Genomic DNA, 18,965 nt, shown 5'->3' on the forward strand with positions numbered 1-18,965 from the left:
CCCGGACAAGCGAAAAGTCACGGCTAGCTTTCAGGCGGCATCGCGCGGCGGCGGTCATGGGCGCGCATCACCATCAGCGCCCGCGCCCTGCCGCTTTCGCTCAGCGAGAACTGCGCGCCGGTGCGTTCCATCAACCCCCGGTCCAGCGCGTTCAGGATCACGCTGCGCGCAAGCGCCTGCGGCCAGTGCAGATGGTCGATGAAGGCCGCCTCGGTGCATTCCTCGGCCTGCGCGGGGGTGCCCGCATGGGTGGCAAGGTGGATCAGCAGAGTGTTCAGCCGCGCCTCATCGCGCAGGGTTCTGCGCCGGATCAGCGCCGCCACAACCCCGCTGCGCGGCGCGATCAGCAGCGCCAGCACCAGACCGCCCCCGGTGGCAACCGCCATCATCCCGCCGATGGAGACATCCCAGCGCACCGCCAACCCATAGCCCGCCCCCACCGACATCAGCCCTGAGGCCAGCGCGATGCACAGCATGGCCCACAGGCGGCGGCTCAGCAGCCAGCCGGTGACGGCGGGGACAATCAGGAAGGCCATGAACAGCACCACCCCCACCGCGTCAAACGCCGCCACCGCCGTGACCGAGGTCAGCGCCAGCAGCACCCCGCCCAGAAGGCCCGGGCGGAACCCCAGCGCCACGGCAAGGCCCGGGTCAAAGGTGGCCAGCTTCAGCTCTTTCCAGAACAGACCCACGAAAAGCGCGTTGATCAGCGCCACAACCGCAAGCGTCAGCGCGGCCACCGGCACATCGACCCCGCCGACAGTGGCGGTATTCAGCCAGACAAAGCCGATCTCGCCCAGCAGAACGGCGTCGACATCCAGATGCAGGTTGCGCGCGTTGAGGTTGATCAGCAGCACTCCCAGCGCGAACATCGCCGGAAACACCAGCCCGATGGCCGCGTCATGCCCCATCAGCCGGGTGCGCGCCAGGGCCTGCGCGGCCAGCACGCTGGCCAGCCCGGCCAGCGCCGCCCCGGCGATGGACAGGGGGCCGGTGCGCGCGCCGGTCAGCATCCAGGCAAGCACGATCCCCAGCACGATGGCATGCGCGATGGCGTCGCTGGCCATGGCCTGCCCGCGCAGCACCAGAAAACTGCCCAGAAGCGCGCCCGAGATCGCCACCAGCGCGCCGGTCATCAGGATCATCGCCGGGATGGATTGCAAGGCGGCAATCATGGCTGGCCTCCGGTCTGGTCTTTGCGCATGCCATCTGTGTACATTCCATCATTCCTCGGACCATCATCCGGGGCGGCCTCATGCCCCCGCCCGGTCAGCTCCCAGTGCACACGTCCCTCCGGCCCATGCGCCACCTGCCGGATCAGCCCGTCCTGCTCCAGCCGTTTCAGCGCGGGGCGGGTTGCGGTGCCCAGATAGGCGTCGAGCATCGTCTCTTCGCTGCGATAGCCCGGGTCGCCATGTTCCGTGCTTAGCCCCCGGAGCGCGCCCAGAACCTGCCGCCGGTGCAGGCTTTGACGCGCGCGCAGCCGCTGACGCGCGCGCGCCACCAGCCCGCGCCCCGGCGCAAAGGCCAGCGAGAGGGTCACAATGGCCGTCGCCGCCAGCACCATCACCGGGCCGGTCGCCACGCCCTGCCCCGTGGCGGAAAGCACCGCGCCGGTGACCCCGGCACCCGCGCCGAAAAGGGCGGCCAGCAACACCATCGGCCCCAGCCGGTCCACCCATTGCCGGGCGGCGACCGCGGGGGCGATCAGCATCGCCACCATCAGCACCACCCCGGCCAGCGCCAGCCCCAGAACAATCGCCACCGCCACCAGCACGCTGAGCACGGTTTCAAGCGCATTCACCGGCAGGCCCGCCGCGCGCGCGCCTTCGGGGTCAAAGCTGATGAACTGAAATTCCTTCCACAGCGCGGCGATCACCCCCAGCACGAGCACCGCCACCAGCGCCATCGGCACCAGATCCGCCCGCAGGACCGAGGCCGCCTGCCCGAACAGGAACACCTGCAACCCCGCCGCCCCGCCCTGCCCCTGCGCATGGCTGTAGAGCACGACACCGGCGGCAAAGAACAGGCTGAGCACCACCCCCAGCGCCGCATCGGGCTTCATGCCGGTGCCCCTTCGCAGCGCTTGCACCGACAGACCGGCCAGCGCCCCGGCCACCAGCGCGCCCAGCAGGATCGCCACGAAACTGCGGGTGCCCGACAAAAGGAACCCCGCCACCACACCGGGCAGCGCCGCATGCGAGATGACATCGCCCAGCAGGCTTTGCCCGCGCAGCACCAGAAACGAGCCCAGCACCCCCGCCACCGCGCCGATCAGCGTGGCGGCCATGGCGACGGTCATCAACGTATGGCTGATCTCGAAGCTCACGGCTGTTCCCGCCCCTTGTCAGCCGTCTTGTCAGCCGCGTTGTCAGAAGCCGCGCCCGCAGCCCCCTCCAGCGCGCCGATCAGCGCAAGCTGGCCGCCATAGGCCGCGCGCAGGTTTTCCGGCGTGTAGACCTCGGCCACCGGGCCCTGCGCGATGATCCGCTGGTTGAGCATCACCAGCCAGTCAAAATAGCGCGCCACGGTCTGAAGGTCATGATGCACCACCACCACCGTCTTGCCCGCGTCACGCTGTTTCTTCAGCAGATCGACAATTGCCGCCTCGGTCACGGCATCGACGCCCGCCATCGGCTCATCAAGGAAATAAAGGTCAGCCTCCTGCACCAGCGCGCGGGCGATGAAGACCCGCTGCTGCTGGCCGCCCGAAAGCTGGCTGATCTGGCGGCGGGCGTAATCTTCCAGCCCCACCTGCTCCAGCGCGGCCATGGCGCGCATGCGCTCCGCCCGGCCCGGGCGGCGCAGCCAGCCCAGCTGGCCGTAAAGCCCCATCAGCACCACGTCCAGCACGGTTGCGGGAAAATCCCAGTCAACCGACTGGCGCTGCGGCACATAGCCCACCCGCCGCCGCGCCGCGCCGATCGGCAGGCCAAAGATGCGCACATGCCCGGCCACCGGCGTCACCAGCCCCAGCACGGCCTTGATCAGCGTGGATTTCCCTGCCCCGTTCGGCCCGACAATCGCCGCCATGACGCCGGGCGGGATATCAAGGTCGATATCCCACAGCACCGGCTGCTCATGGTAACTGACGGTCAGGTCTTCGATATGGCAGGCGATATGTGGCTCGTGCAGCGCAACCATGGTGCCCCCTTCGGGATGCGGTCTTTGAGCAGTTTCCCCGGAAAGGCGGAAAGGCCCTTCCGGTCAGAAACTGCGACGTTCAGCAGCCTGCGGCGCTTCGTGTGGATCGGCCAAGCAAGACGCGCCGCAAAGCCGCCTGCCCGTCTTATTGCGATTCGTTCGCAAGTGGAAGGCCCTTCGCGCCGATTGCCGCGAAACAGGGCGAAACACTGTGAAACCCGCGCTCAGCCCTTGGGATGGCGCGCCTCGCAGGTCCAGCGGCCGCTGGCGCGGCTCCAGTATTCGGCGGCGATGTCGGCCTGGGTGAGCGCGCGCCACTGGCCGCGCGCCGCCTCCACCGCCTGCGGGTCCAGCCCGTCAAAGACGATGCACAGACGCTCCAGCGCGCGGGCCTCATCGGCGCTGACCGGGCTGGCATCGAGCGTGATCAGGCAGCCGGGGCGGTTGGGCAGATCGGGCGCGGGCGTGGCATCGCAGCACAACAGGACGGGCTGGTCGGCATCCTGCGGGCCACCGGCCAGACCATGCGGCAAAAAACCGTCGCCGCGCCACAACTGCAGGTCCAGCGCCTCCATCCGCGCGCGCTCAGAGCCGCGCAGCGCCACGCGCAGCCCCCCCTCGATGGCCTTGCCGATCAGGACCGGCAGCAGCACCTCCAGCGGGTCTTGCGTCAGGTGATAGAAGCGCGCGACAGCCATGCGCCGCTCAGCCGCCGAAACGGGTGCGGATCAGCGTATCAAGGGCGCGCACACCCCAGCCGGTCGCGCCCTTGGGGGCAAAGGCGGTTTCCTTGCCAACCATCGCCACCCCGGCGATATCCAGATGGATCCACGGCATGCCGGGCCGCACGAAGCGTTGCAGGAACTGCGCGGCGGTCACCGACCCGGCAGGCCGCCCGCCCACATTCTTCACATCGGCCACGCGCGACTTGATCTGCTCGTCATAGGCCGGGTCCAGCGGCAGGCGCCATGCGCCCTCATCGGTATCTGCGGCGGCTTTCAGGAAATCGGCGCAAAGCGCGTCATCATTGGCGAATACCCCGGCCTTTTCATGGCCCAGCCCGATGATCACCGCGCCGGTCAGGGTGGCCAGATCAATCATCGCCACCGGATCGAACCGCTCCTGCGCGTACCACATCACATCGGCCAGCACCAAACGCCCCTCGGCATCGGTATTGATCACCTCGATCGTATCGCCCTTCATCGAGGTGACCACATCACCCGGCCGCTGCGCGCGCCCGTCGGGCATGTTCTCCACAAGACCCACCAGCCCCACGACATTGGCAGAGGCCCTGCGCGCGGCCAGTGCGCGCATCACACCGGCGACAACGCCCGCGCCGCCCATGTCCATCACCATGTCTTCCATCCCGCCCGCAGGCTTGATGGAGATGCCGCCGGTATCAAAGACCACACCCTTGCCGACCAGCGCCAGCGGCTTTTCATCGCCGCCGCCGCGCCAGTGCATCACCACCACCTTGGACGGGCTTTCCGAGCCCTGACCAACCGCCAGCAGCGCGCGCATGCCCAGCTTTTCAAGCGCATCCTCTTCCAGCACCTCAACCTCAAGCCCGAGCGCGCGCATATCCTCCAGCCGGTTGGCAAATTCGGTCGTGGTGAGGATATTCGCGGGCTCGTTGACCAGATCGCGGGTGAAATGCACGGCCTCGGCGCGGGCCAGAAGGCCTGCGGCGGCGGCTTGGCTGGCCTCAGGGTCGGCGCAGAACAGCGTGACGGGGCCGGGCGCTTTCGGGGCCTCGGCGCGGCGCGCAAAGGCATAGACGCGCAGCGCCAGACCTTCGGCCAGATGTTCGATCTTGCGGACCGAGGCACCGGCCACCAGCCCGCCCGGAGCACCCAGACCGCGGCCGATGCTGGCCCCGGCCTTGCGCAACTGCGCCGGTGTCGCGTTCTTCGGCAGGCGGATCAGCTGCACCGCCTGCGCCGCCATCCCGGCGGGAAAGGCCAGCTCCAGCCCCTCGCCCGGTTTCAGCTTTTCCCAGCCCTCGCTGGCAATGGCACGGCTGAGTGCGCCGCGCGTCAGCCGGTCAAGGCGCTTTGACCACGGATCAAGCCCGGCATCGGCAAAGGCGATGACACGCCCGGCATGGGTGGCAAGCACCTCGGCATCGGCGGCGGCAAAATCAATCGCAACAAAGGGCATATCGGTCTCCATTTTCAACATCGGCACGGTTGCGCCGGCAAGGCCGCGCCGTGACCCGGAAGCGGGAAAGGGGGGCGCCGGGCGGGTACGCGCAGTGATCCGGGCCGAAGCTAGCCCGCTGCGCCGCCTTTGGCCAGTGCCCCCAACCGCCGCACCGCACACCCCGGGCACCCTGCCCTTGCTTTGGCGGTTTTCCTGCCCGGAAAAACCGTCTAGGGTGCCGCGCAAGATGCTAGCAGGAAGGGTTGTCGCGTGGCGCGGCTGGATCGATATATTCTGTCGCAGCTGTTGCGCGTGTTTGCCTTTTTCTCGCTCGTTCTGGTCTCGGTTTACTGGGTCAATCGCGCGGCAAGGCTGTTCGACCAGTTGATCAGCGACGGCCAGCCGCTTCTGGTGTTCATCGAATTCACCGCCCTCAGCCTGCCCATGCTGATCCGCACGGTGCTGCCCGTCGCAGCCTTTGTCGCCACGGTCTATGTCACGCAGGCCATGCTGCGCTCCAATGAGATCGCGGTGTTGCAGGCGGCGGGGATGTCACCCTACCGTCTGGCGCGCCCGGTGGTGGTGTTCGGGATGGTGGTGGCCGGGTTCCTGCTGGTTCTGATGCACTTCCTGATCCCCTCGGCCTATAGCCAGCTTGCCCAGCGGCAGAACGAGATTGCGCAGAACATCACGGCGGGCCTTTTGCAGCAGGGCGTTTTCCAGCATCCGGGCGGCGGGATCACCTTTTTCATCTCGGAAATCTCGCCCGAAGGCGTGCTGCGCGGCATCTTCCTTTCTGACACCCGCTCTTTCGCGCAGCGCATTGACTATACCGCCCGCACCGCGCTGATCGTGCCCGAGGCCAGTGGGCCGAAGCTGGTGATGATCGACGGTTTCGCCCAGATCCACGATGCGCGCACCGGGCGGCTTTCCACCACCACCTTCAGCGACTTCACCTATGATCTTGGCGCGCTGATCGGCCCCATCGGGCGCGGGCGCTCGGTGCAGGAGTTGTCGACGCGCGCGCTGATGCACCCTGACCCGGCGCTGATGCTGGAAACCCGTGCCACCCCGGCGCAGCTGCGCTTTGAACTGGTCTCGCGCTTTGTTGATGCTTTCGCGGCGGTGGCAACCGCGCTGATCGGCTTTGCGGCACTGATGGCGGGCGGGTTCAGCAGGCTGGGTTTCTGGCGGCAGGTGGTGCTGGCGGTGGTCCTGCTGGCAGTGATGCAGACCTTTGCCAATGCCCTCACCGGCGTGGCGATGCGCTCGGCCGCGCTGGCATGGGTGGGGCTGGTGCCGCTTGCGGGGGCAATCGGCGTGGCGGTGATGCTGCTGCATTATGGCGCAAGAACCCGCCGCCCCTGCCCGACCCTCAAAGCGGGGGGCGCGCCATGACGCTGGGCCTGTATGTGGTGCGCCGTCTGGCGACGACCTTCCTGATGATCGCTGCGGTGTTCTTTGGCATGCTCGTCATGTTCGAGGTGTTCGAGGTGGTACGCCGTTTCGGTGGCGAGGCGGGCCTGCCCACGCTGCTGCTGCTGTCGGTGCTGCGGGTGCCGCGCACCTTTTACCAGATCATGCCGCTTCTGATGATCCTGTCGTCGATGGGGCTGTTTCTGGCCATGGCGCGCTCGTCCGAGCTGGTGGTCATCCGCGCTGCGGGCCGCTCGGCCAAGCGCATGCTGGCAGAGCCGCTGGTGGCGGTGCTGATCTTCGGCGCGCTGGTAGTGGCGCTGCTCAACCCCATCGCGGCGGCGGCCACACGGATCTATCAGGCCCAGCTTCAGGCGCTGGAAAACCCGGAAATGGTGGCGCAGATCTCGATCAGCGATTCGGCCCTGTGGCTGCGGCAGGGCGATGCGCTGGGTCAGACGGTGATCCGCGCCGAAGGGGTGGAGGCAGACGGGCTGACCTTCACCACGGTCAGTTTTCTGGTCTTTGACCGCGAATCCGGCGCGCCGGTCATGCGGATCGAGGCCGAAAGCGGGCGGCTGGAACCGGGAAGCTGGCAGCTGAACAACGCCAAGCAATGGAACCTTGATGACCTCAACCCCGAGCAGAGCGCGCGCCGCTACCCGGTTGTTGCGCTGGATACCGACCTGACCCCGGCGCGCATCCGCGACAGCCTTGCGCGCAGCGGCACCATCTCGGTCTGGGCGATGCCCGCCTTCATCCGCGCGATGGACAGGGCGGGCCTGTCCACCCGCGACCACCGCGCACAGTTTCAGGCCGAACTGGCGACGCCGCTGCTGATGGCGGCCATGATGCTGATCGGCGCGGTGCTATCCTTGCAGCACAGCCGCACCGGGGGCGCCTCGCAGCGCATTCTGATCACGGTTCTGGCAGGATTCGCTCTGTTCTTTCTGCGCAACTTCGCGCAAGTTCTCGGGGAGAACGGGCAGATTCCCGTCGCTCTGGCAATCTGGACCCCGCCGGTCGCTTCCATGCTGCTGGCGTTTGGGGTATTGCTGCATCTGGAGGACGGCTGAGTGCGACTGCACAAGATGATGCGCAACTGGGCAAGGGGGGCCGTTTCTGCGGCCTGTCTTGGCTTGTTCATCACCGGTGCATCCCCGCTCGCCGCGCAGGGCCGGGGGCAGGCCACGCTGACCGCCGATCAGGTCTTCGTGGACGCCGCGCGACGCCTGGTCGCCAGCGGCGCGGTCGAGGTCTGGTATGGCTCGGTGCGTCTGACCGCCGGGCGGGTCACTTATGATCAGGCGCGCAACCATCTGGCCATCGAGGGGCCCATCGTGCTGCAGGACGGGCCTGACCGGCTTTTTCTGGCCGATTCCGCTGAGCTGTCGGATGACATGCGCAGCGGGCTGATTCGCTCGGCCCGGATGGTGCTGGACCAGCAGATGCAGATCGCCGCCGCCTCGATCGAGCGTGAAAATGCCAGTCTCACCCGGATGAATTCGGTGGTGGCCTCAAGCTGCCCGGTCTGCGCCTCCAACCCCACGCCGCTGTGGGAAATCCGTGCCACACGCGTGACCCATGATCAGGAGGCGCAGCAGCTTTACTTCGACAACGCCCAGTTCCGTATCGCAGGCGTGCCGGTGGCCTATTTCCCGCATCTGCGCCTGCCCGATCCGACGGTTGAGCGCGCGCGCGGGGTTCTGACACCCCGGCTGGAGGTGCTCAGCGGGCTGGGGGTGGGGCTGTCGCTGCCCTATTTCATCCCGCTCGGCGCGGCGCGGGATCTGACCATCACGCCCAGCCTGTATTCGCAGGGCGCGGTGTCGGTGGCGCTGCGCTACCGGGCCGCCTTCGCCAATGGCGGGCTTGAGCTGGGCGGGCAGATCTCGCGCGATGACCGGCTGCCCGACCGCGCGCGCGGCTATGCCTATGCGCGTGCGCTGTTCCATCTGCGCAACGATTTCCGCCTGACCGCCGATCTCATCGCCCCGGGCGACCGAAGCTATCTGAACACCTATGGCATCACCTCGGATTCGCGCATCCGCAGCCATATCACGGTTGACCGCTACCGCCGCGACCAGGCCCTGCGCGCCCGGATCGTGCATTTTCGCACGCTGGATGCGGGCGTGAACAACCGCGAACTGCCTAACCTGGTGGCGCAGGCGGAATGGGAACAGCGCATCGGGCTGGCCACCACGCCTGCGGGCGGCGAATTGCGGCTGCGCTTCGGCGCCCATGCCCACCAGCGCCGCGCGCGCACCGACGGGCCGCAGGGCCGTGATCTGGCGCGCTTCAACATGGCCGCAGAGTGGCGCCGTCAGTTCATCCTGCCCGCAGGCATCGTGGCCACCGGCGCGGCGCAGGCCCGGCTGGATCATGTGCGCATCGGCGATGACAGCGCCTATCCCGTTCCGGTGACGCGCCGCGCTTTCGAGGGGATGATCGACCTGCGCTGGCCCTGGGCCGCCAGTGGCGCCAGCGGCACTGCCTATGTGATCGAACCCATCGCGCAGGTCATTGCCAGCCACCGCAACCGCGTTGACCTGCCCAACGAAGACCATGTCATGCCGGAGCTGGACCCCGGCAACCTGTTCTCCATGGCCCGCTTCTCCGGCCATGATGCCCCCGACGACGGCTCCCGCGCCAATCTTGGCCTGCGCTGGGCGCGGCTGGATGCTGAAGGGCTGTCGATGGAGGCGCTTGCGGGCCGTATCTGGCGGCGTGACGGCTATGACGGTTTTGACCCGGTCAACCCGCAGCCGCTGGGCCAGACCCATTCCAACTGGCTGCTGGCGGGCCGCATCTGGGGGCCGCGCGGCCTGTCCTTCGGCCTGCGCCTGCTGCTGGACGATGCCAGCAACCCCAGCCGGGGCGAGGCCAGCCTTAACTGGTACGGGCGCGCCACCGGTCTCTCCACGGTTTATGTTTACCTGCCCGCCAATACTTTTGAGGGCCGCAACGAAAACCGTGCCGAATGGTACATGAACGTGAGCCACCAGTTCGCCAACGGCGTCGCGGCGCGGTTTGGCTGGGAATATGACGTCAGCCAGCGCGAATTCCGCACCGCACGGACCGGGCTGGGTTATCGTGCCGATTGCGTCTCGGTCGATGTTTCCCTCTCGCATCGCTTCGCAACCTCTACTAATGTGTCCCGGTCGACCTCTTTCGGCCTGCAGGTCGAACTTCTCGGTGTCGGCGGAGCGCGCGCCACCCCGATGGGACGTGCCTGCCGGACCTGAGTGACTGACAGAACGCCCCGGGTGCACGCGCGCACCGCCAGGGTGAACCGAACAAAGATGAACGGAATGCCTGTAATGCTGCCGATGTTTTCACGCCCCACCCCCGAAACTGCCCGCAACACTTTCGCCCGGGCTGGCCGAAGGCCGCGCCGCGCAGCGCCGCTGGCAGCGGCGCTTGCACTGGTGCTGGCGGGGCTTGGCGCACCGCTTCCGGCAGGGGCACAATCACCCTTTGCCGCCGCGCTCTATGTCAACGATCAGGCGATCACCAATTACGAGATCAGCCAGTACGCCCTTTTTCTGGAATTTCTCGGGGTCGGCGGCAATGATCCGCGCACCGAGGCCCGCGAACGGCTGATCGAAGACCGGCTGCGCATGCAGGAGGCGCGGCGCCTTGGCCTTCGTGTCGCCCCGGAAGATATCCGCGCGGGCATGAACGAATTCGCGGCGCGCGCCGAACTGACGCGCGAAGAGATGATAGAGCGGCTGGCACAGGCCGGCGTTGACAGCGCCACATTCGAGAACTTCATCCATGCCGGCGTGCTGTGGCGCGACCTTGTCAACCAGCGCCACGGCGGCGATGTCCGGGTGACCGGCGCGCAGGTCGATCAGGCGCTGTCGGTTACCGCCGTCCGCCCGGTGACCGAGGTGCTGTTGTCCGAGATCTTCCTGCCCTCCGACCCCGAATTCGCCGAGCCGGTGCAGCAACTGATTCCGCAGATCCTTGCCATCACCTCGATGGAAGAATTCTCGAATGCCGCGCGTCAGGTCTCGGCTGCGCCTACCGCACCGCAGGGCGGCCGGATCGACCGCTGGATCGAACTGACCTCGCTGCCTGAGCCTGTGGCGATTCCGGCCATGGCAGCCGCAACCGGCGAGATCATCGGCCCCATCGAGGTGCCCGGCGCCTATGCGATCTTCCAGTTGCGCGGTCGCCGTGACACGCGCGACGTGCCCGCCGGGGATATCGAGGTTGAATACCGCCGCGCAGGCCTGCCGGGTGGCCGTTCCGAGGCCAATCTGCAGCGCGTCGCCCAGATCCGGGCAACCACGGACAGCTGTGCCGATCTGGGCCGCGTCATCGGTCAGGTCGCGCCGGAAATCCCCGAAGGGGGCGTGGCCACGCTGACCCAGCGGCAGAATGAGCTGTCAACCGGGGTCGCCACCGAACTGGCGCGGCTCAATCCGGGGCAGATTTCGGCCAACCTGTCGGAAAGCGGCGAACTGGTGGTGCTGATGCTCTGCCATCGCAATATCGTCCCTGATCCGCGCCCCGCCCGCGCCGATATCGAGCTGTCGCTTTACAACCGCGCGCTTGAAGGGATTTCCGAGATCTATCTGCAGACCCTGCGTGCGGAAGCCGAAATCCGCACCCGGTGACCTCATGAACCGCCTGCCGCTTTCCTGCCTCCCGTGGGGCTGAACCATGCAATCCGCCCTCTCCCCGCTGGTGGTCAGCTGTGGCGATCCTGCCGGGATCGGACCTGAGATCGTAGCGCGGCTTGTCGGCGCTGCCGGTCTGCCGCGCTTTGTCTGGCTCGGCGACCCCGCGCATCTGCCCGTGGGCACCCGCTGGGCGCAGGTGGCGCATCCGCGTGACGCGCTCACCCTGCCCGCCGATGTTCTGCCGGTGCTTCCGGTCCCTTTCGCCGCCCCTGCGCAGCCCGGCAGGCCGGACCCGGCCAACGCCCCCGGCATCATCGCCGCGATCGCGCAGGGGGTGGCGCTGGTGCAGCAGGGGCATGCTGCCGGGCTGGTCACCTGCCCGATCAACAAGAAAGCGCTGAAGGACGGCGCGGGTTTCGCCTTTCCGGGGCATACCGAGTTTCTCGCGCATCTGGCAGGCGGCTGTGATGTGGTGATGATGCTGGCCTGCGAGGCTTTGCGCGTGGTGCCCGCAACCATCCATATCCCGCTGCGCGACGTGCCCGGCGCGCTGACCGGACCGGGGCTGGAGCAGGTGATCCGCATCACCCATGCCGGGCTGAAGCGCGATTTCGGACTGAACACGCCGCGAATCGCCGTGGCCGGGCTGAACCCCCATGCGGGCGAAGGCGGCGCGATGGGCCGCGAAGAAATCACGCTGATCGCCCCGGTGCTGGAACGGTTGCGCGCTGAGGGGTTTGACCTGTCTGGTCCGCTGCCCGCCGACACGATGTTCCACCCGGCGGCGCGCGCGCGCTATGATGCGGCGGTCTGCATGTATCACGATCAGGCGCTGATCCCGATCAAGGCGATCGACTTTGCAGGCGGGGTGAATGTCACGCTGGGCCTGCCTTTCGTGCGCACCTCGCCGGACCACGGCACGGCCTATGACATCGCGGGCAAGGGGCTGGCCGACCCGTCCAGCCTGCGCGCGGCGCTGATCATGGCGGCGGCGATGGCCGCAAGGCGCGCGGCGTGATCGACAATCTGCCGCCCCTGCGCGATGTGATCGCCCGCCACGACCTGCGCGCGCGCAAGTCGCTGGGGCAGAATTTCCTGCTGGACCTGAACCTGACCGCCAGGATCGCCCGCGCCGCCGGTGATCTGGCCGGGGCCGATGTGCTGGAGGTGGGGCCCGGCCCCGGCGGGCTGACACGCGGCCTGCTGGCCGAGGGCGCGCGCCGGGTTCTCGCCATCGAGAAAGACCCGCGCTGCCTGCCCGCGCTGGCCGAGATCGGCGCGGCCTATCCCGGGCGGCTTCAGGTGATCGAGGGTGATGCGCTGGAGGTGGATGCACTGGCGCATCTGACTCCGCCGATCAAGGTGGTGGCGAACCTGCCCTATAATGTCGGCACCGAACTTCTGGTGCGCTGGCTGACCCCCGCGCAATGGCCGCCCTTCTGGGACAGCCTGACGCTGATGTTCCAGCGCGAGGTGGCCGAGCGGATTGTGGCGAAGCCCGGCGGCAAGGCCTATGGGCGGCTGGCGCTGCTGGCGCAGTGGCGTTGCGATGCGCGCATCGTGCTGACCCTGCCGCCCGAGGCCTTCACCCCGGCGCCCAAGGTCAGCTCTGCCGTGGTTCATCTGACCCGCCTGCCCGGCCCGCGCTTTCCGGCGGATGCAAAGATGCTGGAGCGGGTGGTGGCGGCGGCGTTCAACCAGCGCCGCAAGATGCTGCGCGCCAGTCTGCGCGGGCTGGACCCGGAAATCGGCGCACGGCTGGAACGGCTGGGAATTGCCCCCACCGCGCGCGCCGAGGAGATCGGGCTGGAAGCCTTCTGCGCGCTGGCCCGCGATCTGAAAGAAGGTTGAGCGGCGGGTTGATCCGGCCTGAAGGTCTTTTTCCTCCGCGACAGCGAGGCGTTTCATCTCGCCGGGAACCCGGGCTCAGGAGCCGTGCTCTGGTCTACCGCCGGCATGATGCCTGATAGGCAGGAAAGGGGGCTTTGCCCCCTCTGGGCCTGCGGCCCATTCACCCCCAGGATATTTTTGAACAGATGAAGGGGCGGGCGTTCTGGCTTTGCCTCTATGCCGCGCGCCTGAAGGGGTTAGAGGGAGGGCGCGGCGTGCCGGTGCAAGGCGCCCGGGGCGCGAAGACCCGGAAGGCATTCGCCATGTGGCAAAAACCCGTGCCTGCCGCTGGCCGGGCGGCGCGGGCGGAAAACAGGGGCGGACCTGCGCCCGCCCCTGAGCGGTCACAGACCCTTGGCGCGGTAGCTTGCCGCGACGCGTTCGATGGCGACGATATAGGCGGCGGTGCGCAGGTCTGGCACATTCTCGCGGGTTTTCCAGACCTCGCGCATCGCCTGATAGGCGGTGCGCATCGTGTCATCGAGGCCCGAACGCACCAGTGTCAGCTCATCCGCGCCAAGCAGGTAGCGCTTCTTGAAATCCGGCGCGAGTTCCCAGCCCAGTTGCCGGTCCGCCGAGAGGCGTTCAAGCTCGTCCACCAGCAGCAGGGCATGCGCCTCTTCGTTGCGCCGCTGCATGCGGCCAAAGCGGATATGGCTGAGGTTCTTGACCCATTCGAAATAGGACACGGTCACGCCCCCGGCATTGGCATACATGTCCGGAATGATCACGGTGCCCTTGCCCCGCAGGATTTCGTCAGCCCCGGCGGTGGTGGGGCCGTTCGCGGCCTCGATGATCAGGGGGGCGCGGATCCGGGCGGCATTGCCCATATGGATCACCGCCTCCAGCGCCGCCGGGATCAGGATGTCGCAGTCATCTTCCAGCGCCACGGCCCCGTTTTCATCAAAGGTGCCGCCCGGAAAATCGCGCACGCCGCCGGTCTGGCCGATCCAGTTGCGCAGGCTTTCGATATCCAGCCCGTCCGGGTTGCGCACCGCGCCATCGCGCTCGATCACCGTGATGACCGGGCAGCCATCCTCTTCGGACAGGAATTTGGCCGCGTGATAGCCCACATTGCCAAGCCCCTGCACCACCACCCGCTTGCCCGCCAGCTTACCGGAAAGCCTGGCTGATGCGACATCCTCGGCGTGGCGGAAGAATTCGCGCAGCGCGTATTGCACGCCGCGCCCCGTGGCCTCCACCCGGCCCTTGATGCCGCCCGCATTCAGCGGCTTGCCGGTGACGCAGGCGCGCGCGTTGATGTCGGTGGTGTTCATCCGCGCATACTGGTCGGCGATCCAGGCCATCTCACGCTCGCCGGTGCCCATGTCGGGCGCGGGCACGTTCTGGGCCGGGTTGATCAGGTCGCGCTTGGCCAGCTCATAGGCGAAGCGGCGGGTGATCTGTTCCAGCTCATGCTCTTCATACTGGCGCGGATCAATGCACAGCCCGCCCTTGGAGCCACCGAAAGGCGTTTCCACCAGCGCGCATTTATAGGTCATCAGCGCCGCCAGCGCCTCCACCTCATCCTGATTGACCTCGATCGCGTAGCGGATGCCGCCCTTGACCGGCTCCATATGTTCAGAATGGACCGAACGGTAGCCGACGAAGGTTTCGATCCGTCCGCGCAGCCGCACCCCGAAACGCACCGTATAGGTGGCGTTGCAGACACGGATCTTTTCGGCAAGCCCCGGCGACAGGTCCATCAGGGCGACGGCCCGGTTGAACATGATATCGACATTCTCGCGGAAGCTTGGTTCGTTGTTCTGAAGCATGGTCTCACCTTTGGCCGGGGCGCGGCGCTGGGGCCGCTGACTGACATCTATTGCCTGCGATTTGCCGAAGCTAGCTCATTTCCTGAGCAGTTTCAAAAACAACCCCTCGGCTCATCCGGCGTTCAGTCGAAACAATATCCTCCACAGGTCACAGTTTCGCACCAAACGCGCCGCAAATTGACCATGCCGGGCCTTAAGATGCGGTGAAGGAAAGTGCTGTAGGCGTGCTTTTCGGCTTTTGTATCGTGGTGAGTCTGATGACTGGTGTTCCGTCCGGCATTTTCCTGCCCCTGCTGCTGGCCCGGCTGCGTGCGTTTCAGACGCGCAGTGAGGGCGCGCTGGCCCTTTTCGCGCTGTTCCTGTTTCTGGGGCTGGTGCTGATGGGCGGGGTGGGCATCGACCTGATGCGCTATGAGCAGGAGCGGGTGCGCCTTCAGGGCGCCACCGACCGCGCGGTGCTGGCGGCAACCTCATTGCGCCAGACGCAGGACATGGAAACCGTGATCCGCGACTATCTGGCGCGTGAAAATCTGGAGCATCTGATCGATTCCATCGAAACCGATCAGGGCGTGAATTTCCGCGAGGCACGGGTGACGGCGCGGGGCACGGTGCCGACGCTTCTGATGCATATGGTTGGCATCCGGGAGCTGGGGATGCAGGTGGTTTCCGCCGCCGAAGAGCGGGTGCCGAACCTGGAAATCTCGCTGGTGCTGGATCTGTCAGGCTCGATGAACAGTTTCGGGCGGCTGCAGAACCTGCAGACCGCCGCGGAGGAATTCATCAACACGGTCTTCGGCACCTCGGATGAGGGCAGCATCTCGATGTCGCTGGTGCCCTATACCGGGCAGGTGAACGCAGGCGCCGCGTTGCTGGATCATTTCGATGTCGCGCATCGCCAGCCGTTCTCGCATTGCGTCGATTTCGACAGTCATCACTACAACACCACGGCGCTGCCCCCCGACATCCGGTTGCAGGGCGCGGGGCATGGCAATCTCTATCTCTATCCGCAATACGGCTATTACCAGCAGAACAACCCGCTGGGCGATTCATGGGGCGACCCCACGATCTATAACTGCCCGACCGCGCCGGGGAACAGCGGTGTGGTGGTGCGCGCACTGGGCACCGAGGCCGCGGAGCTGATCGGGCGGGTCAATGCGATGCAGGCGCGCGGCGCCACCTCGATTGACATTGGCATGCGCTGGGGCGTGGCGCTGCTGGATCCCAGCCTGCGGCCGGTGGTCAGCGGGATGATCGGGGCCGGTCATGTCGATGCGGGGATGGAGGGGCGCCCGGTGGCGTTCGACGATCCTGAGACCATGAAGATCGTGGTGTTGATGACCGACGGGCAGAACTTTGAGGAACGCCGCCTGCGTCCTGAGTTCAAATCCGGCCTCTCTCCGGTCTGGATAAACACCGCGCAGGGAAATTCGCTCACCACCTATTCACTGCACGAGCCCTCCGACAACCGCTACTGGCACCGCAACGACGGGCAGTGGCATGACTTTCCCTGGGGCGCGACGGGTCAGAACTGCACGAATACCTGCGCCGCCTACAATACGCGGGGCAATTGTACGCGGTGGGAACAGCGCTGCGCTTCCTTCGACAACAATACCGCCCGGCAACTGAGCTGGCCGGAATTGTTCCAGCGCAGCTATCCCTACTGGGCCGCGCGCCATATCTGGGCTGAGGCGCAACTGCCCGGCGGCACCAACAACCAGCGCAACACGCGCGCCCAGCAGATCAGCCAGAGCTGGCTCACCGCCAGCAATGTCAGCGTCACCGCCAAGGACCAGCGCCTGCAACAGATCTGCAATGCGGCGCGCGAGGCCGGGATCACCGTTTTCTCGGTCGCCTTTGAGGCGGATACCGGCGGGATCAACGGCTTGCGGCAATGCGCCACCACGCCGTCGCATTTCTTTGATGTCGAAGGTGTCGAGATATCCGAGGCCTTCCGCGCCATCGCCTCGCATATCCGTCAGCTGAGGCTGGTCGAATGAGCGCGCGCCCCCCCTTTCTGCGCCGCCCCTTCCTGCGCCGCCCCTTCCTGCGCCACATGGCCGCGCGGTTGCGATTCTGGCAGCGCGATGAGGGTTCCACCACCGTCGAATTCGTCATTCTGGTGCCGGTTTTCCTGTCGATCCTGTTGGCCGGGGTCGAAGCCGGGGTGCTGAGCGCGCGCCAGACGATGATGGAGCGCGGCATGGAGCAGACGATGCGTGCGCTGCGGCTGGGCAGGTTGCAGCCTGTCTCACCCGAAACGCTGCGCGAAAGCATCTGTCGCGACACGGTGATCATCCGCAATTGCGAGGCCAGTCTGCTGGTCGAACTGCGCCGCCTGAACCCGCAGAACATCGTCCTTCCCGCCGGGAATGCGCCCTGCGTCAACCGTGCCGAAAACACCGTCCCGGCGGTGGTGCTGACACCGGGGGTTGAGCATGATCTGGTGCTGGTGCGCGTCTGCCTGATTGTTGACCCGGTCTTCCCCACCTCGGGCCTTGGGCTGGGCCTGCCGCGCGATGCGTCGGGCGGGTTCGGGCTGGTGACCAGTTCGGTCTATGTCAATGAACCGCGATAGGGGCAGAAGCATGAAAGCCCGGACATCAGACAACCAGCCCGCCCCGCAAATCCCGCGCCACGGTGCGCTTGGCCAATGGCTGCGCGACACACGCGGCGCGCTGGCCATCGAGGCGGTGCTCGTGCTGCCCGCGTTGCTGGCCGCCTTCATGGCGCTGCTGATCTTCTATGACGCGTTCCGCACCCAGAAGGTCAATGTCTCAGCCGCCTACACGCTTTCCGACCTGATCTCACGGCAGGTTGCGCCGGTCACCCCCAACTATCTGGAGGGGCTGCACAATGTCTATGATTACATCAGCCGCTCCAACCATGCCACGAGCCTGCGGGTTTCCAGCGTGTACTGGAACGTGATTGATGAGGAATATCAGGTCGTCTGGTCCTATGCCACGCGGGGCGGCATACCGCTGAGCACCGCGCGCCTGAACGAATCCGTTGACCGCCTGCCGGTCATTCCGCGCGCGGACACCGCTATCCTGATGGAAACCGAGATGCATTATGTGCCCCCGGTGACAGACGGGCTGGGGGAGCGGATCTTTGCGCATTTCGTGGTCACGCGGCCCCGTTTTGCGCCGCAGATCGTGTTTGAGCCCTCAACTGGCACCCAGATTGCGCTGACGCCCTGCCAGCACGGGCATGTGGTCTGCGGCTGGTAATCCGTTTCAGGGCGCGACGGCCTTGCGGATCATGTCGATATGGATGTCCTCGACCATGTCACGGCTGAGGCGCCCGCCCTCACGAAACCATGTATTCACACCGTTGAGCATGGCGATGATGGCCAGTGCCGCAAGTTTGGTATCGGGCAGTGCCATGCTGCCCTCGGCCTGCCCGGCGCGCAGGATGCTTTCCAGCTCGGTCTCATAGCGCCGCCGCAGGGCCTCGATCCGCGCGAAATTCTCAGGGGTGAGGTTGCGCAGCTCCATATAGGCGATGAAAACCGCGTCCTGGCGCGCGGCGTGGAAGCGGATGTGAAAGCGCGCGAAATGCTCAAGCCGGGCCATGGCGGTGTTTGCGCCCGCGCCGCCCTGATCCACACTGGAAAGGCTGTCCTGCCATGCCTGAAACAGCTCCTGCATATGGCTGTGCATCAGGTCAAACAGCAGACTCTGCTTGTCGTCGATGTAAAGATAAAGCGCGCCCGCCTGCACACCGATTTCAGCCGCGATCTGGCGCATCGACACCGCCGCATAGCCGTGGCGCGCGAACAGCAGCAGCGCTGCATCGCGCAGACGCGGGCCGGTGATTTCTGCGCGGGATCCGGATTTGCGGGCCATGGCGCAGCATGGAATGAACACCCGTTCAATTCAAGCCCCGATCCGCGCCGGAAAAGCGGCTTCCCTCGGCGCAGCACGCGCCGTAAAGTGTTGCTGGCGCACCCGCGCCCCCTGCCCCGACA

Annotated in this window: 16 protein-coding genes; 9 read left to right on the forward strand and 7 right to left on the reverse strand. The window is 66.6% G+C overall.

Features of this window, described 5'->3' with window-relative positions; genetic code table 11:
• Positions 1–23: 23 nt before the first annotated feature.
• The 5 genes from V7Q53_RS16065 to V7Q53_RS16085 form a co-directional block, all read right to left on the reverse strand.
• Entirely contained in the window at positions 24–1,175 is a 1,152-nt protein-coding gene (locus tag V7Q53_RS16065; RefSeq protein WP_333829694.1) for a metal ABC transporter permease, read from the reverse strand.
• On the reverse strand, positions 1,172–2,329 hold the full coding sequence (locus V7Q53_RS16070; RefSeq protein WP_333829695.1) for an iron chelate uptake ABC transporter family permease subunit: 1,158 nt from the start codon (positions 2,327–2,329) through the stop codon (positions 1,172–1,174). Before V7Q53_RS16070 ends, V7Q53_RS16065 begins: the two co-directional genes overlap by 4 nt.
• Complete coding sequence (locus tag V7Q53_RS16075) at positions 2,326–3,144, reverse strand: metal ABC transporter ATP-binding protein (RefSeq protein ID WP_333829696.1); 819 nt, start codon at positions 3,142–3,144, stop codon at positions 2,326–2,328. Before V7Q53_RS16075 ends, V7Q53_RS16070 begins: the two co-directional genes overlap by 4 nt.
• Before the next feature lie 224 nt (positions 3,145–3,368).
• Complete coding sequence (locus tag V7Q53_RS16080; protein WP_333829697.1) at positions 3,369–3,842, reverse strand: DNA polymerase III subunit chi; 474 nt, start codon at positions 3,840–3,842, stop codon at positions 3,369–3,371.
• A gap of 7 nt (positions 3,843–3,849) precedes the next feature.
• Entirely contained in the window at positions 3,850–5,304 is a 1,455-nt protein-coding gene (locus V7Q53_RS16085; protein ID WP_333829698.1) for a leucyl aminopeptidase, read from the reverse strand.
• Between the two features lie 252 nt (positions 5,305–5,556).
• Between V7Q53_RS16085 and lptF the strand changes: the two genes are divergently transcribed.
• From lptF to rsmA, 6 genes are all read left to right on the forward strand, one after another.
• The gene (lptF, locus tag V7Q53_RS16090; RefSeq protein ID WP_333829699.1) at positions 5,557–6,684 is read left to right on the forward strand and encodes an LPS export ABC transporter permease LptF; all 1,128 of its coding nucleotides are present in this window, start codon (positions 5,557–5,559) and stop codon (positions 6,682–6,684) included.
• Entirely contained in the window at positions 6,681–7,778 is a 1,098-nt protein-coding gene (gene lptG / locus V7Q53_RS16095; protein ID WP_333829700.1) for an LPS export ABC transporter permease LptG, read from the forward strand. The genes lptF and lptG overlap by 4 nt, the downstream gene beginning before the upstream one ends.
• Entirely contained in the window at positions 7,779–9,947 is a 2,169-nt protein-coding gene (locus tag V7Q53_RS16100) for an LPS-assembly protein LptD (RefSeq protein ID WP_333829701.1), read from the forward strand.
• Between the two features lie 66 nt (positions 9,948–10,013).
• Positions 10,014–11,327, forward strand: a complete 1,314-nt coding sequence (locus V7Q53_RS16105) for a peptidylprolyl isomerase (RefSeq protein ID WP_333829702.1) — start codon at positions 10,014–10,016, stop codon at positions 11,325–11,327.
• Positions 11,328–11,373: 46 nt separating this feature from the next.
• The gene (gene pdxA / locus V7Q53_RS16110) at positions 11,374–12,351 is read left to right on the forward strand and encodes a 4-hydroxythreonine-4-phosphate dehydrogenase PdxA (RefSeq protein WP_333829703.1); all 978 of its coding nucleotides are present in this window, start codon (positions 11,374–11,376) and stop codon (positions 12,349–12,351) included.
• Positions 12,348–13,184 (forward strand): 16S rRNA (adenine(1518)-N(6)/adenine(1519)-N(6))-dimethyltransferase RsmA, encoded by an 837-nt coding sequence (rsmA, locus tag V7Q53_RS16115; RefSeq protein WP_333829704.1) that lies wholly within the window; start codon positions 12,348–12,350, stop codon positions 13,182–13,184. The genes pdxA and rsmA overlap by 4 nt, the downstream gene beginning before the upstream one ends.
• Positions 13,185–13,567: 383 nt before the next feature.
• On the opposite strand, the gene V7Q53_RS16120 is transcribed toward rsmA, so the two are convergent.
• Complete coding sequence (locus V7Q53_RS16120; protein ID WP_333829705.1) at positions 13,568–14,998, reverse strand: Glu/Leu/Phe/Val family dehydrogenase; 1,431 nt, start codon at positions 14,996–14,998, stop codon at positions 13,568–13,570.
• A gap of 257 nt (positions 14,999–15,255) precedes the next feature.
• Here V7Q53_RS16120 and V7Q53_RS16125 point away from each other — a divergent pair, with 257 nt between their 5' ends.
• Genes V7Q53_RS16125 through V7Q53_RS16135 form a run of 3 tightly spaced genes read left to right on the forward strand, consistent with a single transcriptional unit; the run spans position 15,256 to position 18,225 of the window.
• Positions 15,256–16,995, forward strand: a complete 1,740-nt coding sequence (locus V7Q53_RS16125) for a pilus assembly protein TadG-related protein (RefSeq protein ID WP_333829706.1) — start codon at positions 15,256–15,258, stop codon at positions 16,993–16,995.
• Positions 16,992–17,573 (forward strand): TadE/TadG family type IV pilus assembly protein, encoded by a 582-nt coding sequence (locus tag V7Q53_RS16130; protein ID WP_333829707.1) that lies wholly within the window; start codon positions 16,992–16,994, stop codon positions 17,571–17,573. Before V7Q53_RS16125 ends, V7Q53_RS16130 begins: the two co-directional genes overlap by 4 nt.
• 10 nt (positions 17,574–17,583) lie before the next feature.
• Complete coding sequence (locus tag V7Q53_RS16135) at positions 17,584–18,225, forward strand: hypothetical protein (RefSeq protein WP_333829708.1); 642 nt, start codon at positions 17,584–17,586, stop codon at positions 18,223–18,225.
• Positions 18,226–18,231: 6 nt separating this feature from the next.
• Here the strand turns inward: V7Q53_RS16135 and V7Q53_RS16140 are convergent, their stop codons facing one another.
• A complete protein-coding gene (locus V7Q53_RS16140) occupies positions 18,232–18,843 on the reverse strand; it encodes a TetR/AcrR family transcriptional regulator (RefSeq protein WP_333829709.1) in 612 nt (203 codons plus the stop codon).
• Positions 18,844–18,965 lie beyond the last annotated feature (122 nt).

Source organism: Pararhodobacter sp., assembly GCF_036802785.1.
In the GTDB taxonomy this organism is placed as follows: domain Bacteria; phylum Pseudomonadota; class Alphaproteobacteria; order Rhodobacterales; family Rhodobacteraceae; genus Pararhodobacter.

Excerpts from the sequence above, each read along its gene's own strand:
- V7Q53_RS16105 (WP_333829702.1), top strand. The coding sequence starts at position 10,014 with ATGCCTGTAATGCTGCCGATGTTTTCACGCCCCACCCCCGAAACTGCC.
- V7Q53_RS16125 (WP_333829706.1), top strand. The coding sequence starts at position 15,256 with ATGACTGGTGTTCCGTCCGGCATTTTCCTGCCCCTGCTGCTGGCCCGG.
- V7Q53_RS16120 (WP_333829705.1), bottom strand. The coding sequence starts at position 14,998 with ATGCTTCAGAACAACGAACCAAGCTTCCGCGAGAATGTCGATATCATG.
- V7Q53_RS16075 (WP_333829696.1), bottom strand. The coding sequence starts at position 3,144 with ATGGTTGCGCTGCACGAGCCACATATCGCCTGCCATATCGAAGACCTG.
- V7Q53_RS16065 (WP_333829694.1), bottom strand. The coding sequence starts at position 1,175 with ATGATTGCCGCCTTGCAATCCATCCCGGCGATGATCCTGATGACCGGC.
- pdxA (WP_333829703.1), top strand. The coding sequence starts at position 11,374 with ATGCAATCCGCCCTCTCCCCGCTGGTGGTCAGCTGTGGCGATCCTGCC.
- V7Q53_RS16140 (WP_333829709.1), bottom strand. The coding sequence starts at position 18,843 with ATGGCCCGCAAATCCGGATCCCGCGCAGAAATCACCGGCCCGCGTCTG.
- V7Q53_RS16080 (WP_333829697.1), bottom strand. The coding sequence starts at position 3,842 with ATGGCTGTCGCGCGCTTCTATCACCTGACGCAAGACCCGCTGGAGGTG.
- V7Q53_RS16130 (WP_333829707.1), top strand. The coding sequence starts at position 16,992 with ATGAGCGCGCGCCCCCCCTTTCTGCGCCGCCCCTTCCTGCGCCGCCCC.
- lptG (WP_333829700.1), top strand. The coding sequence starts at position 6,681 with ATGACGCTGGGCCTGTATGTGGTGCGCCGTCTGGCGACGACCTTCCTG.
- V7Q53_RS16135 (WP_333829708.1), top strand. The coding sequence starts at position 17,584 with ATGAAAGCCCGGACATCAGACAACCAGCCCGCCCCGCAAATCCCGCGC.
- V7Q53_RS16085 (WP_333829698.1), bottom strand. The coding sequence starts at position 5,304 with ATGCCCTTTGTTGCGATTGATTTTGCCGCCGCCGATGCCGAGGTGCTT.